Annotated in this window: 6 protein-coding genes; 5 read left to right on the top strand and 1 reads right to left on the bottom strand. The window is 50.4% G+C overall.

The features are described from left to right. Positions 1-140: 140 nt before the first annotated feature. The gene (locus J7438_RS18590) at positions 141-359 is read right to left on the bottom strand and encodes a hypothetical protein (RefSeq protein WP_209201390.1); all 219 of its coding nucleotides are present in this window, start codon (positions 357-359) and stop codon (positions 141-143) included. Between J7438_RS18590 and J7438_RS18585 the strand changes: the two genes are divergently transcribed. From J7438_RS18585 to J7438_RS18565, 5 genes are all read left to right on the top strand, one after another. Continuing rightward, the gene (locus tag J7438_RS18585) at positions 354-3758 is read left to right on the top strand and encodes an RAP domain-containing protein (protein WP_209277734.1); all 3405 of its coding nucleotides are present in this window, start codon (positions 354-356) and stop codon (positions 3756-3758) included. The genes J7438_RS18590 and J7438_RS18585 overlap by 6 nt on opposite strands. Before the next feature lie 238 nt (positions 3759-3996). Next, on the top strand, positions 3997-6906 hold the full coding sequence (locus J7438_RS18580; RefSeq protein WP_209277733.1) for an RAP domain-containing protein: 2910 nt from the start codon (positions 3997-3999) through the stop codon (positions 6904-6906). A gap of 212 nt (positions 6907-7118) precedes the next feature. Next, positions 7119-10931, top strand: coding sequence for an RAP domain-containing protein (locus J7438_RS18575; protein WP_209277732.1), 3813 nt, complete (start codon positions 7119-7121; stop codon positions 10929-10931). A gap of 237 nt (positions 10932-11168) precedes the next feature. Further along, entirely contained in the window at positions 11169-14198 is a 3030-nt protein-coding gene (locus tag J7438_RS18570) for an RAP domain-containing protein (protein WP_209277731.1), read from the top strand. A 106-nt stretch (positions 14199-14304) separates the two neighbouring features. Next, a complete protein-coding gene (locus J7438_RS18565; protein WP_209277730.1) occupies positions 14305-16773 on the top strand; it encodes an RAP domain-containing protein in 2469 nt (822 codons plus the stop codon). Positions 16774-16808: the final 35 nt, after the last annotated feature.

Genomic DNA, 16808 nt, shown 5'->3' with positions numbered 1-16808 from the left:
GGCATACGTTACTACCGATAAAAGACCGCAAGACCACGGTTACTTAACCGCCAAAGAACCTTCAGAAGAGCAAACAGGTAAACCAAAAAGGAGAAAAAGGACGAGAAAAAAACCAGTAATCTCCTCCCTTCCATCATGACTCAAGAACCGTTTTCACATTCAAGGCAGTGCCAGCGTTGAACACATGCTGCCCATGCATCTCGTCCCGGATGATTTGAAAATAACGGATTGGTGGCATCAGGAGTAGATGAGTATCCCCAACCGTGTGGTTTTATCGACATTTCAGCAAAATGAACTTCTGAACAGAACAGCAGTCTGTTTTTTATATTTGCATGAATTAATGAAATATAACTATGCATAGAAGCTCTGCTGGTATCGGTGGTCAATACGCAGGATCCGGTAATAATTACAACCAACCGGATGACCATGCCGCTTATTCAAAGTGTGGACAATATAGACATGCCACCGTCAGAAAGAGGGATAATATCCCCCGCACTACTCCGGAGCGTAATGAATTTTACCACTCTTCTGGCCCATATTTTACCCAAAACCTGCCGTGCCGTTCAGTAAACCCTGCTCAAGATTTCAATGCCCTCATCAAACAGGAAATAATGGATGATTTGATGAGTAAATCTGATCATTTCGGTTATCGTTACGATGGGAAAAATCACAGTCAATATGCCAACTCCATTAAAAGATACACGTTAGCTTCTCAAAGCCCCTTAACCCGAGGGGAACAAAGCCAGCTGCTGCGTTTTTTGCAAAATTACACAGCCACACGGCGTTGGAGTTGGCGAAGCCTGACAACAACACTTCATTCATTTACTTCAGCGGGTGTTTTTACCCCTCATAAACCCGTGGATGAGCGTGTCAGGCACACTCAGGTTGCCTTATTGTCAATGCTACTTGATGCAATAACATTCAAGTGCAACCGAAAAGCTGCAGCATGGGATATTGATGCCCAGGGAATCACCAACCTGCTGTGGGCCATGGCGAAACTGGTAGACAGCAGGCAGGAGCGAACACCAGGGTTCAACGAGGCTATGGCCGCGCTGCTGCCCCACGTGAACGAACAAAAAGATCAATTTAATGCTCTGGGGATCGCCAACCTGCTGTGGGCTATGGCAAAACTGGCGGTCAACGGGCATGAGCGGACTCCGGGGCTCAATGAGGCCGTGGCTGCGCTGTTGCCACATGTGAACATACAGAAAGCGAATTTTAAACCACAGGGAATCGCCAACCTGCTGTGGGCCATCACAAAACTGGTTGAACACGGGCTGGAGCGAACACCAGAGCTCAACAAGGCCGTGGCCGCGTTGTTGCCCCGGGTAAACGCACAGAAAACTGACTTTAAACCAAGGGACATTGCCAATCTGTTGTGGACCATGGCAAAACTGGTGGACAACTGGCAGGAGCGAACACCAGAGCTCAAAGAAGCCGTGGCCGCGCTGTTGCCCCTTGTGAACACACAGAAAGGCCAATTTAATGCGCAGGATATCACCAACCTGCTTTGGGCCATGGCAAAACTGGTGGACAACTGGCAGGAGCAAACACCAGGGCTCAAAGAGGCTCTGGTTGCATTACTGCCCCGGGTGAACGTACAGAAAGCTAACTTTAACACACAGGAAATCGCCAACCTGCTGTGGGCCATGGCAAAACTGGTGGACAACGGGCTGGAGCAGACAACAGATCTCAGCGAGGCCTTAACGGCGCTATTGCCCCACGTGAACGCACAGAAAACTAACTTTAAACCACAGGGTATCGCCAACCTTCTGTGGGCCATGGCAAAACTGGTGGACAACGGGCTGGAGCTGACACCAAGCCTCAACGGAGTCGTGACCGCATTGCTGCCCCGCGTGAACGCAAAGAAAGAACAATTTATTACTCAGCAAATCGCCACCCTGCTGTGGGCCATCGCGAAACTGGTGGACAACAGGCATGAGCGGACACCAGAGCTCAACGCGGCTGTGGCCGCGCTGTTGCCCGGGATAAAAGCACAGAAAGACCAGTTTATTGCTCAGCATATCACCAACCTGATGTGGGCCATGGCGAAACTGGTGGACAACGGGCTGGAGCAGACAGCAGAACTCAAAGAGGCCGAGGCCGCTCTATTGCCCAACGTGAACGCACAGAAAGCTGATTTCAAACCGCAGGGTATCGCCAACCTGCTGTGGGCCATCGCGAAACTGGTGGACAACGGGCAGGACAGGACAACAGAGCTCAACGGGGCTCTGGCCGTGCTGTTGCCTTACGTGATTGCACAGAAAGCTGAATTTAAACCAATGGAAATCACCAACCTGCTGTGGGCCATGGCGAAACTGGTGGACAACGGGCAGGGGCGAATACCAGGACTCGAAAAGACCGTGGCCGCGCTGTTGCCCCACGTGAATGAACAGAAAGAGCAACTTATTCCTCAGCATATCGCCAACCTGCTGTGGGCCATGGCAAAACTGGTGGACAACGGGCAGGAGCAGACACCAAGGCTCAAAGAGACCGTGGCTGCACTGTTGATTCACATGAACTCACAGAAAAAACAATTGACTCCTCAACATATCGCCAACCTGCTGTGGGCCATCGCGAAACTGGTGGACAACGGGCAGGAGCAGACACCAGAACTCAACGAGGCCGTGGCCGCGCTGTTGCCACACATGAACGCACAGAAAGCTAACTTTAACCCACAGGAAATCGCCAACCTGATGTGGGCCATGGCGAAACTGGTGGACAAAGGGCAGGAACAGGCACCAGAGCTCAAAGAGGCCGTGGCCTTGCTGTTGCCCAGCGTGAACGCGCAGAAAGACCAATTTAATGCTCAGGGTATCACCAACCTGCTCTGGTCCATGGCAAAACTGGTGGACAGCAAGCAGGGCCAGACACCAGAATTCAACGAGTCCGTAGCTGCGCTGTTGCCTTACGTGAACGCACAGAAGGATCAATTTAACCTTCAGGGTATTGCCAACCTGCTGTGGGCCATGGCGAAACTGGGTGAACTCATTGAGCTGAACGTGTTTACCGCCACATTCGAATCGCTTGTCTTCCGAATCTGTGAAACTCCCCGGCTCTCTCAGCAAACCATATTGATGTCTCTCTGGGGCGTCATGGTATGCTGCGCCAGGTTGTCTCTGGTCGCCACTGCCAATAAAAATAATGTGCTTGAAAAACACATGGATGACCTGTTTACTCGCCTGGGAAATACATCCCCCGACAATGAAGATGATCAATCCGTCATTGCCCTGGCCGCAAATTGGCTTGGCAGAACGTGTCCGATCATCCCCCATTACCAGACAACCATTTCAATACCTCAATCCAATTTCCGTGATCAACTCCAATCATGCATTCCCTCTTTAAAGATTGAAGAAGAAAAGTGTCTGAACTCATTGCCCCCGGTTGACCTGCTACTGCCAGATCACAACATTGTTATTGAAATTCAGGGACCCTCTCATTACGCAAGTGCTGATTTCAAAACCAGGAATGGTTCGACTCTGCTGAAAATCGCACTGCTGAAAAAATCAGGATTTGAAGTCATTGAAATCCCGGCTAGCATACTTTGGAATCAGGATTTAATGAAATCATATATTGATCAAATAAAGACCAGGACAGGCATCCCGCCACAGGATCATTCTGTATCACTTAACAGAGAAGAGGCATACGTTACTACCGATAAAAGACCGCAAGAGCACGGTTACTTAACTGCCAAAGAACCTTCAGAAGAGCAAACAGGTAAATCAAAAAGGAGAAAAAGGACGAGAAAAAACCAGTAATCTCCTCCCTTCCATCATGACTCAAGAACCGTTTTCACATTCAAGGCAGTGCCAGCGTTGAACACCTGTTGCCCATGCAGCTCGCCCCGGATGATTTGAAAATAACGGATTGATGGCATGGCATCAGGGGTAGATGAGTATCCCCAACCGTTTGTGTTATCGACATTTCAGCAAAATGAACTTCTGATCAGAACAGCAGTCTACTTTTTATATTTTCATGAAATAATGAAATATAATTATGCATAGAAGCTCTGCTGGTATCGGTGGTCAATACGCAGGATCAGGTAATAATTACAACCAACCGGATGACCGTGCCGCTTATTCAGGGCGTGGGAGATACAGACATGCCACAGTCAGAAAATGGGATAATCCCCCCCGCACTAACCCGGGGCGTGATAAATTTTACCGATCTTCTGCCGTACGCTCCTCACAACATATGCAGTACCGTTCGGTAAAACCTGCTCAAGATTTTAATCCCCTCATCAAACAGGAAATAATAGATGGCCTGGTGAGTAAATCTGATCGGCTCGGTCATCGCTATGATGGCAGGCATCATGGCCAATACGCCAGTTCCATTAAAAAATACACGTCGGCTGCTAAAAGACCGTTAAATCGAGCGGAACAACGCCAGCTGATATGTGTGCTGCAAAATTTTACAGCAACGCGGAGCTGGAATTGGCTAAGTCTGACAACAACACTTCATTCATTTACCTCAGCGGGTGTTTTTACCCTTCATAAACCCATGGATCAGCTGGTTCAGCTTACTCAAGCAGTCTTATTGTCAACGCTACTTGATGCATTAATATTCAAGTGCAACCAAAAACCTGAAGCCAGGGATATTGATGCCCGGGGCATCGCCAACCTGCTGTGGGCCATGGCGAAACTGGTGGACAACGGGCAGGAGCGGACACCAGAACTCAAAGAGGCCATTGCCGCGCTATTGCCCCACATGAACGCACAGAAAGACCAGTTTATTCCTCAGCATATCGCCAACCTGCTGTGGGCCATGGCAAAACTGGTGAACAACGTGCAGGCGCAGACACCAGAACTCAATGGGGCCATGGCCGCCTTGTTGCCCCGCGTGAATGCACTGAAAGACCGATTTAAGAGCCAGGGTATCGCCAACCTGCTGTGGGCCATGGCAAAACTGGTGGACAGCGGACTGGAGCGGACACCAGAACTCAACGGGGCCGTGGCCGCTCTGTTGCCCCACATGAACGCACAGAAAGCTAACTTTAACCCACAGGAAATCGCCAACCTGCTGTGGGCCATGGCAAAACTGGTGGACAATGGCCAGGAGCGAACACCAGAGTTCAACGAGGCCTTAGCCGCGCTGTTACCTCACATGAACGCACAGAAAGCTGACTTTAACTCACAGGAAATCGCCAACCTGCTGTGGGCCATGGCGAAACTGGTGGACCTTGACCAGCAGCAAACACCAGAACTCAACGAAGCCGTGGCCGCGCTGTTGCCCCACGTGAACATACAGAAAGCTAACTTTAAACCACAGGAAATCGCCAACCTGCTATGGGCCATGGCAAAACTGGTGGACAATGGGCAGAAACGGACACCAGAGCTCAAAAAGGCGGTAGCCGCGCTGTTGCCCAGCGTGAACCCACAGAAAGCTTACAAACCACGGGATATTGCCAACATGCTGTGGGCCATGGCGAAACTGGTGGACAACGGGCAGGAGCAGACACCGGAGCTCAAAGCGGCCGTAGCCGCGCTGTTGCATTGCGTAAACACACAGACTGCAAACTTTAAGCCAAAAGGTATCGCCAACCTGCTGTGGGGCACGGCGAAACTGGTGGACAACGGGCTGGATCCGACGCCAGGTCTCAAAGAAGCTGTCACCGCACTGTTACCCCACGTGAATGCATATAAAGACCAATTTAATGCCCAGGCTATTGCCAACCTGTTCTGGGCCATGGCGAAACTGGTGGACAACGGGCAGGAGCAGTTACCAGGGCTCAACAAGGCCGTGGTTAGCATGTTGCCCCACGTGAACGCACAGAAAGCTAACTTTAAGCCACAGGAAATCGCCAATCTGCTGTGGGCCATAGTGAAGATGGTGAACAAGGGGCTGGTGCGGACAGCAGAACTGAAAGGGGCCGTGGCAGCGCTGTTGCCCCAAGTGAACACACAGAAAAACAAATTTAATGCCCAGGAAATTGCCAACCTGTTTTGGGCCATTGCAAAACTGGTGGACAACGGGCAAGAGCAAACACCTGGGCTCAATGAAGCTGTCAACGCGCTGTTATCCAACGTAAACGCACAGAATGCCAACTTTAAACCAGTGGATATTGCCAGCCTGCTGTGGGCCATAGCGAAACTGGGTGAGTTCGTTGAGTTGAACGTGGTTACCTCTATGTTCGAATCTCTTGTCTACAGAACCCATGAAAACCCTCTACTCTCCGGGCAAGATATATTGATGTCGCTCTGGGGAGTAATGGTATGCTGTGCCAGGTTGTCTCTGCTCTCCAACGCCAATAAAAATAACGTACTTGAAATGCACATGGATGATCTCTTTACTCGCCTGGAGAATGCATGCCCGGACAATGAAGAAGATCAACGCATCATTGCCATGGCCTCAAGTTGGCTTGGCAGACCGTGTCCGGTCGTCCCTCATTACCAGACTACCAGGTCAAAACTTCAATCTGACTTTCGCGATCAACTCCAATCATGCTTTCCCTCTTTGAAGATAGAAGAAGAAAAGAGTCTGAACTCATTACCTCCGGTTGACCTGTTACTGCCAGATCTCAACATTGTGATTGAAATTCAGGGACCCTTTCATTACGTGAGTAACGATTTCAAAACCCGGAATGGTTCGACTCTGCTTAAAATTGCACTGCTGCAAAAAGCAGGATTTGAGGTTATTGAAATCCCGGTTAACCAGCTTTTGAACCGGGATTTAATCAAACGATGTATTCATCAAATAAAGACCAGGGTGAACACCCCGCCACAGGGGCATGGCTCTGAATCATTTACACGCACAGGGACAGATGAGGCATACTTTGCTGCCGATGCAGGATGGCAAGATCACGGTTACTTAACCGCCGAAGAACATAGAGCAGAGCAACCAGGCAAACCAAAAAGTAGAACAGGGAAGAGAAAAAAAAAGCCAGTAATCTCCCCCCTTCCATCATGACTCAAGAACCGTTTTCACATTCAAGGGAATGAGTGTCAGAACACATGTTGTTCATGAATCTCGCCCCGGATGATTTTCAATAACGGATGGGTAACATCAGGAGTCGATGTGTATCCCCAAATACCTGGTTTTATCAAGATTTCAGTAAAATGAACTTCTGAACAGAATAACAGTCTGCCTTTTATATTTTCATGAATTAATGAAATATCATTATGGATAGAAGCTCTGCTGGTATCAGTGATAAATACGCAAAATCAGGTAATGATTACAACCAACAGGATGACCGTGTCGCTTCTTCAATGGGTGGGCGATACAGACATGGCACAGTCAGAAAGTGGGATAATTCCCTCCGCAATACTCCGGAGGTCAACAAATTTCACCATTCTTCGGCCGCAAGCTCTTCTCCAGATCTACAGCGCCGTTCAGTAAACCCTGCCCAGGATTATAATGCCCTTATCAAACAGGAGGTAATGGAAAGCCTGGTGAGAAAATCGGATCACATGGGTTATCACTATGATGGGAGATATCACGGACAATATGCCAGTTCAATTAAAAAATATACGTCAGCTTCTAAAAGACCTCTAAATCGAGCTGAGCAAGTCAAGCTGATACGTTTACTGCAAAATTTTACCGCAACACGGAGCTGGAATTGGCGAAGCCTGACGACAACACTTCATTCATTGACTTCAGCGGGTGTTTTTACCCCTCATAACCCCATGGATGAGCGTGTTACACGTACACAAGCTGCCTTATTGTCAACGCTACTTGATGCAATAATATTTAACTGCAACCACAAAACTGAAGCGAGGAGGAATATTGATCCCCAGGGCATAACCAATCTGCTGTGGGCCATAGCGAAACTGGTGGACAGAGGGCAGGAGCTGACACCAGAGCTCAAAGAGGCTGTGGCCGTGCTGTTGCCCCGCGTAAACGCAAACAAAGACCAATTTAATGCCCAGGGAATCGCCAACCTGCTGTGGGCCATGGCGAAACTGGTGAACAACTGGGAGTGGACACCCCAGCTCAAAGAAGCTGTGCCCGCGCTGTGGCCCCAGGTAAACGCACAGAAAGCTAACTTTGATCCACAGGAAATCGCCAGCCTGCTGTGGGCCATGGCGAAACTGGTAAGCAACGGGCAGGAGCGGACACCAGAACTCAAAGAGGCCCTGGCCGTACTTCTGCCCCATGTGAACGCACAGAAAGACCAATTTAATACCCAGGGTATCGCCAACCTGTTGTGGGCCATGGCGAAACTGGTAGACAACGGGGAGTTAGCACCAAAGCTCAAAGAAACTGTGGCCACGCTGTTGCCCCAAGTGAAACCACTGAAAACTCAATTTAACCCACAGGAAATCGTCAACCTGCTGTGGGCAATGGCGAAACTGGTGAACAACGGGCAGGAGCGGACACCAGAACTCAAAGAGGCCCTGACCCTGCTTTTGCACCAAGTGAACGCAAAGAAAGACCAATTTAGTCACCAGGGTCAGGGTATCACCAACCTGCTGTGGGCCATGGCGAAACTGGTGGACAACGGGCTGGAGCGGACACCAGCGTTCAAAAAGGCTGTGGCCGCGCTGGTACCCCATGTGAGCGGAGAGAAAACTCGCTTTAACCCACAGGAAACCGCCAACCTGCTGTGGGCCATGGCGAAACTGGCGGACAGCGGGCAGGCGCGAACACCAGGGCTCTACCGGGCCGTAGCCGCGCTGATGCCCCGCGTGAACACACAGAAGGCTCACTTTACCCCACAGGAAATCGCCAACCTGCTGTGGGCCATGGCGAAACTGGTGGACAACGGGCAGAAGCAGACACAAGAGCTCAAAAAGACCGTGGCCGCACTGTTGCCCCATGTGAATGCAAAGAAAGACCAATTTAGTGCCCAGGGGATCGCCAACCTGCTCTGGGCCATGGGGAAACTGGTGGACAGCAGCCAGCAGCAGGCACCAGACCTGATCGCGGCTGTGGCCGTGATGTTACCCTACGTGAAGGCAAAAAAAGACCAGTTTATTCCTCAGAATATCGCCAACCTGCTGTGGGTCATGGCGAAGCTGGTGGACAACGGCTTTGAGCAGCCCCCCGGGCTCAAACAGGCCGTGGCCACGCTGTTGCCCTGCGTGCACGCAAAAAAAGACCAATTTAAGGCCCAGGGTATCACCAACCTGCTGTGGGCCATGGCGAAACTTGTGGACAACGGGCAGGAACGGACACCAGGGCTCAGAGAAGCTGTGGCTGTGCTGTTGAGCCTCGTGAACGCACAGAAAGACCAATTCAGTGCCCAGGGCATCGCCAACCTGTTCTGGGCCATGGCGAAACTGGTGGAGAACGGGCAAGAGCAAACACGTGGGCTCAAAGAAGCGGTGGTTGCCCTGTTACCCCAAATGAGTGTACAGACAGCTAACTTTAACCCACAGGAAATAGCCAACCTGCTGTGGGCCATGGCAAAACTGGTGGACAACGGCTTTGAGCAGACACCAGATCTCAACGAAGCCATAACCGGGCTGTTGCCCTGTGTGAATGCACAGAAAGACCAATTTAAGGCCCAGGGTATCGCCAACCTGCTGTGGGCCATGGCGAAACTGGTGGACAACGGGGAGGAGCGGACACCAGAGCTCAACGATGCTGTGGCCACACTGTTGACCCACATGAGCACACAGAGAGACCAATTTACTCCTCAGCATATCGCCAACCTGCTGTGGGCCATGGCGAAACTGGTGGACAACGGGCTGGAGCGGACACCAATGCTCAAAGAGGCCGTGGCCGCGCTGTTGCCCAACGTGAAGACACAGAAAGAGCAATTTACTCCTCAGCAGATCGCCAACCTGCTATGGGCTATTGCGAAACTGGTGGACAAAGGGGAGTGGACACCAGATCTCAAAGCTGCTGTGGCCACGCTGTTGACTCACGTGAACGCATATCAAGGTAACTTTAAACCACAGGAAATCGTCAACCTCCTGTGGGCCATGGCGAAACTGGTGGACAACGGCCAGGAGCTGACACCAAGGTTCAAAAAAGCCCTGGCCGAACTGTTGCCCCACATGAACGCACATAAAGACCAATTTAATGCCCAGGGGATCACCAACCTCCTGTGGGCCATGGCGAAACTGATGGACAGCGGCCAGGAGCGGGTTCCGGAACTCAACGAGGCTGTGGCTGCACTTTTGCCCTGCGTGAACGCACAGAAAGACCAGTTTATTCCTCAGCATATCGCCAACCTGCTGTGGTGCATAGCAAAAATGGGTGAGCTTGTTGAGCTGAACGAGGTTATCTCTACGTTCGAATCGCTGGTCTACCGAATCAGTGAAAATCCTCAGCTCTGTCAACAAACGATATTTATGTCTCTCTGGGGAGTCATGGTATGCTGTGCCAGGTTGTCTCTGGTCTCCAATGCCAATAAAAATAACGTGCTTGAAAAACACATGGATGACCTGTTTACCCGGCTGGAAAATACCTGCCCAGACAATCAAGAGGATCAATCCATCATTGCCATGGCCGCCAGTTGGCTTGGCAGAGCCTATCCGGTCACTCCCTGTTACCCGACAATCATGTCAAAACATCAGTCCAACTTCCGTAATCAACTCCAATCATGCATTCCTTCTTTGCAGATTGAAGAAGAAAAGAGTCTGAACTCATTACCTCCAGTCGACCTGCTACTGCCAGATCACAACATTGTGATTGAAATCCAGGGACCGTTTCATTACGTAAATGGTGATTTCAACACCAGGAATGGTTCGACCCTGCTTAAAATCGCACTATTGCAAAAAGCAGGATTTGAGGTCATTGAAGTCCCGTTTAAACAGATTTGTAACCGGGACTTAATGAAACTGTGTATTGATCAAGTAAAGACCAGGGTAAACATCCCGCCACAGGGGCATGACTCTGAATCATTTACCAGCGGGGATACAGATGGGGAATACTTTACTGCCGATGAAGGGTGGGAAGAACAAGGTTACTTCACCGCCGAAGAAACTGCAGAACAGCAACCACGCAGACCAAAAAGCAAAAAAAAGAAGAAAAAATGCCAGTAATCCCCCCCTTCCATCATGACTCAAAAACCGTTGTCACATTCAAGGGATGGCGTGCCAGCGTTGAACACATGTTGTTCATGAATTTCGCCCCGGATGATTTGCAAATAACGGATGGGTGACACCAGGAGTCGATGTGTATCCCCAAACACCTGGTTTTATAGACATTTCACAAAAATGAACTTCTGAGCAGAACCGCAGTCTGCTTTTTATATTTTCATGAATTAATGAAATAAAATTATGGATAGAAGTTCTGCTGGTATCAGTGGTCAATACACAAGATCAGGTAATCATTACAACCAACCGAATGACCATGCCCCTTCTTCAGGGCGTGGACATTATAAACATGCCACAGTCAGACAGCGGGATAATCACTCCCGCTCTATCCCCGGGCGTAATGAGTTTTCCCATTCTTTTGGCGTACCCTCTTCTCAGTATCTGCTTTGCCGTTCAGTATACCCTGCTCAAGATTTCAGTGCCCTCATCCAACAGGAAATAGTGGCTGGTCTGGCAAGTCAATCTGATCGGTTCGGTTATCGCTATGATGGGAAACATCATGGTCTATATGCCAGTTCAATTAAAAATTACACGTCAGCTGCTAAAAGACCATTAAATCGAGCCGAGCAAAGTCAGCTGATACGTTTACTGCAAAATTTTTCCGTAACACGGAGCTGGAATTGGCGAAGTCTGACGACAACACTCCATTCATTTATTTCAGCGGGTGTATTTACCCCGCATAACACCATGGAGGAGCGTGTTAAGCGTACTCAAGCTGCCTTACTGTCGACGCTACTTGATGCAATCATATTCAAGTGCAACCAAAAACCTGAAGCCAGAGATATTGATGCCCGGGGAATCGCCAACCTGCTGTGGGCCCTGGCGAAACTGGCAGGCAACGGGCAGGAGTGTACACCAGGGCTAAAAGAGGCCGTGGCCGCTCTATGGCCCCACGTAAACACACAGAAAACCAACTTTAAACCACAGGAAATCGCCAACTTGCTGTGGGCCATGGCGAAACTGGTGGACAATGGCCAGAAGCGAACACCAGAGCTCAACGAAGCCTTAGCCGCGCTGTTGCCTCACATGAACGCACAGAAAGCTAACTTTAAACCACAGGAAATCACCAACCTGCTGTGGGCCATGGCGAAACTGGTGGACAATGGCCAGGAGCAAACACCAGAGCTCAACGAGGCCCTGGTCGCGCTGTTGCCACAGGTGAACGTACAGAAAGCTGACTTTAAACCACAGGAAACCGCCAACCTGCTATGGGCCATGGCGAAACTGGTGGACAATGGCCAGGAGCGAACACCAGAGTTTAAAGAGGCCATCGCCGCACTGTTGCCACAGGTGAACGCACAGAACACCAGATTTAACCCACAGGGTCTCACCAACCTGCTTTGGGCCATAGCCAAACTGGTAGTCCACGGGCAGAAGCAGACACCCGAAATCAAGGCGGTCGTGGCCGCATTGTTACCCCCCGTGAACGCACAAAAAGCTAACTTTAAATCACAGGAAATCACCAACCTGCTATGGGCTATGGCGAAACTGGTGGACAACGGGCAGGAACAGACACCTGAAATCAAAAAGACCGTCGCCGCGCTGTTATCCCGCGTGAACGCACGGAAAGACCAATTTAATGCCCGGGGGATCGCCAACTTGTTCTGGGCCATGGCAAAACTGGTGGACAACGGGCAAGAACGGACACCAGAGTTCAAAGCGGCTCTGTTCGCGTTGTTGCCCCACGTGAACGTACAAAGAGACCAATTTAATGCCCAGGGGATCACCAACCTGCTATGGACCCTGGCGAAACTGGTGGACAACGGGCAGGAGCAGACACCCGACATCAAAAAGACCGTGGCCGCGCTGTTGCCCCGCGTCGTGAATGCACAGAAAGACCAATTGATTCCTCAGAATATCGCCAACCAGCTGTGGGCCCTGGCGAAACTGGTGGACAACGGGCAGGAGCAGACACCTGAAATCAAAAAGACCGTGGCCGCGCTGTTGCCCCACGTGAACGCAAAGAAAGCTGACTTTAACCCACAGGAAATCGCCAACCTGCTGTGGGCCATGGCGAAACTGGTGGACAACGGGCAGGAGAAGATACCAGCCCACAACGAGGCGGTGGCCGCCCTGTTGCCCCTGGTGAATGCCCGGAAAGACCAATTCATTCCTCAGCACATCGCCAACCTGCTGTGGGCCATGGCAAAACTGGTGAACAACAGGGAGTCGACACCAGAGTTCAAAGAAGCTGTGGCCGCGCTGTTGCCCCGGGTGAACGCACTGAAAGACCAATTTATTCCTCAACATATCGCCAACCTGCTGTGGGCCATAGCGAAACTGATGGACAACGGGCATGAACGGACACCAGCGCTCAACGAGGCTGTTGCCACGCTGTTGCCTCACGTGAACGCACAGAAAGACCAATTTAATCCTCAGCACATCGTCAACCTGCTGTGGGCCATGGCGAAACTGCTGGACAACGGGCAGGAGTGGACTCCAGAGTTCAAAGCGCCCGTGGCCGCGCTGTTGCCCCACGTGAACGCACTGAAAGACCAATTTATTCCTCAGGCTATCTCCAACCTGCTGTGGGCCATGGCGAAACTGGGTGAACTCGTTGAGCTGAACGTGGCTACCTCTATCTTCAAATCGCTTGTCCACAAAATCAGTGAAAACCCTCAGCCCTCTCAGCAAGATATATTTATGTCTCTCTGGGGCGTAATGGTATGCTGTGCCAGGTTGTCTATGGTCTCCAATGCCAATAACAGTACCGTGCTTGAAAAGCACATGGATGACCTGTTTACTCGCCTGGAAAATACACCGCCGAACAATGAAAAGGATCAGCGCGTCATTGCCATGGCCGCCAGTTGGCTTGGCAGACCGTGTCCGATCGTCCCCCCTTACCAGACAACCATTTCAAAACCTCAAACCGACTTCTGCGACCAACTCCAATCATGCATTCCCTCTTTGAAGATTGAAAAAGAAAAGAGTTTGAACTCATTACCCCCGGTTGACCTGTCACTGCCAGATCACAACATAGTGATTGAAATTCAGGGACCATTTCATTACGTGAATGGCGATTTCAAAACCCGGAATGGTTCAACTCTGCTTAAAATTGCACTGCTGCAAAAATCAGGATTTGAGGTTATTGAAATCCCGATTAACCAGCTTTGGAACCGGGATTCCATAATACGATGGATTAATCAAATAAAGGCCAGGATAAACACTCCACCAAAGGGGCATGGCTCTGAATCATTTCACAATCCAGAGTAGTTGTTCTTCTCCAACCATTTGCGTTTATAGACAGTTCAGCAAAATGAACTTCTGAACAGAACAGCAGTCTGCTTTTTATATTCTCATGAATTAATGAAATATAATTATGGATAGCAGATCTGCTGGTATCAGTGGTAAATACACAAGATCAGATAATAACCGACCGGATGACCATGCTGCTTTTTCAAGGCGTGGGCGATATAGACATGCCACAGTCAAACAATGGGATAATCCCCCCCGCACTGCACCGGGTCGCAATGAATTTTACCATTCTTCTGGAGCAAGCTCTTCTCAACATCTACAGTGCCGTTCAGTAAACCCTGCTCAGGATTTTAATGCCCTCGTTAAACAGGAAATAATGGATGGCCTGGTGAGTAAATCGGATCATTTCGGTCATCGCTATGATGGGAGAGATCACAGTCGATATGCCAGTTCAATTAAAAAATACACGTCAACTGCTAAAAGACCGCTAAATCGAGCTGAACAAAGCCAGCTGATGCGTTTCCTGCAAAATTTCACAGCAACGCGGAGCTGGAACTGGCGAAGCCTGACGACGACACTTCATTCATTTACATCAGCGGGTGTTTTTGCCCCCCATAAATCCATGGATGAGCGTGTTAAGCTTACTCAAGCTCACTTATTGTCAACACTACTGGATGCAATAATATTTAACTGCAGCCAAAAAACTGAAGCCAGGAATATTGATGCCCGGGGTATCGCCAACCTGCTTTGGGCCATGGCAAAACTGGTGGCCAACGGGCTGGAGCGGACATCAGAGTTCAACGAGGCCGTTGTCGTGCTGTTGCCCCACGTGAACGTACAGAAAGACCAATTTAAGGCCCAGGGCATTGCCAACCTGCTGTGGGCCATGGCGAAACTGGCGGACAACGGGCTGGAGCGGACACCAGGGCTCAACGAGGCCGTGGCCGCCCTGTTGCCCCTTGTGGACGCACAGAAAAACCAACTTAATGCCCAGGGCATTGCCAACCTGCTGTGGGCCATGGCGAAACTGATAGACAACGGTCAGGAGTCGACCCCTGCGTTCAACGAGGCCGTGGCTGCACTTTTGCACCACGTGAACGCAAAAGACCAATTTAAAGCCCAGGGCATTGTCAACCTGCTCTGGGCCATAGCGAAACTGGTGGACAACCGGCTGGAGCGGACACCAGGGCTCAAAGAGGCCGTGGCCGCCCTTCTGCCCCTCGTGAACGCACAGAAAAACCGACTTAATGCCCAGGGCATTGCCAACCTGCTGTGGGCCATGGCGAAACTGGTGGACAACGGGCTGGAGCAGACACCAGAACTCAAAGAGGCGGTGGTCGCGCTATTGCCCCACGTGAATACACAGAAAGACCAATTTATTCCTCAGCATATCGCCAACCTGCTGTGGGCTATGGCGAAACTGGTGGACAACGGGCAGGAGAAGATACCAGCGCTCAACGAGGCGGTGGACGCGCTGTTGCCCCGCGTTAATGCCCGGAAAGACCAATTTAATCCTCAGCACATCGCCAACCTGCTGTGGGCCATGGCAAAACTGGTGGACAACGGGGAGTGGACACCAAAGCTCAAAGAAGCTGTGGCCGCACTGTTGCGCCACGTGAACGCACAGAAAGACCAATTTATTCCTCAGCACATCGCCAACCTGCTTTGGGCCATGGCGAAACTGATGGACAACGGGCATGAAAAGACACCAGCGCTCAACGAGGCTGTGGCCACGCTATTGCCTCACGTGAACGCACAGAAAGACCAATTTATTCCTCAGCACATCGCCAACCTGCTGTGGGCCATGGCGAAACTGGTGGACAACGGGCAAGAGTGGACACCAGAGTTGAAAACAGCCGTGGCCGTGCTGTTACCCCTCGTGAACGCACAGAAAGCTAACTTTAAACCACAGGGTATCGCCAACCTGCTGTGGGCCATGGCGAAACTGGGTGAGCTCGTTGAGCTGAAGGTGGTCACCTCTATCTTCAAATCGCTTGTCCACAAAATCAGTGAAAACCCTCAGCTCTCTCAGCAAGACATATTTATGTCCCTCTGGGGTATAATGGTGTGCTGTGCCAGGTTGTCTCTGGTCTCCAATGCCAATAAAAATAACGTGCTTGAAAAGCACATGGATGACCTGTTTACTCGCCTGGAAAATACATCCCCGGATAATGAAGAGGATCAAACCATCATTGCCATGGCCGCCAGTTGGCTTGGCAGAGCGTGTCCGTTCGCCCCCCATTACCAGACAATGACTTCAAAACTTCAAACTGTCGTCCGCAATCACCTCAAATCATGCTTGCCCTCTTTGAAGATTGAAGAAGAAAAGAGTCTGAACTCATTACCTCCGGTTGACCTGCTACTGCCAGATCACAACATGGTGATTGAAGTTCAGGGGTCGTCTCATTACGTGAATGGTGATTTCAAAACCCGGAATGGTTCGACGCTGCTGAAAATCGCGCTGCTGCAAAAAGCAGGGTTTGAGGTCATTGAAATTCCAGCTAACCAGCTTTGTAACCAGGATTTAAGGAAACCATTTATTGATCAAATAAAGGCCAGGGTAAACATCTTGCGTTTTCACAATCCAGAGTAGTTGTTCTTCTCCAACCACTTGCGTTTATAGACAGC

Origin of the sequence: Thalassotalea sp. G20_0, assembly GCF_017744175.1 — a bacterium.
Taxonomy (GTDB): Bacteria; Pseudomonadota; Gammaproteobacteria; order Pseudomonadales; family Endozoicomonadaceae; genus Endozoicomonas.
Note: the sequence above shows the minus strand (reverse complement) of the source record. Positions and strands in the feature narration are given on the sequence as shown.

Bases quoted from the DNA above. Each gene is read 5' to 3' on its own strand.
- J7438_RS18585 (WP_209277734.1), top strand. From the start codon at position 354: ATGCATAGAAGCTCTGCTGGTATCGGTGGTCAATACGCAGGATCCGGT.
- J7438_RS18590 (WP_209201390.1), bottom strand. From the start codon at position 359: ATGCATAGTTATATTTCATTAATTCATGCAAATATAAAAAACAGACTG.
- J7438_RS18580 (WP_209277733.1), top strand. From the start codon at position 3,997: ATGCATAGAAGCTCTGCTGGTATCGGTGGTCAATACGCAGGATCAGGT.
- J7438_RS18575 (WP_209277732.1), top strand. From the start codon at position 7,119: ATGGATAGAAGCTCTGCTGGTATCAGTGATAAATACGCAAAATCAGGT.
- J7438_RS18570 (WP_209277731.1), top strand. From the start codon at position 11,169: ATGGATAGAAGTTCTGCTGGTATCAGTGGTCAATACACAAGATCAGGT.
- J7438_RS18565 (WP_209277730.1), top strand. From the start codon at position 14,305: ATGGATAGCAGATCTGCTGGTATCAGTGGTAAATACACAAGATCAGAT.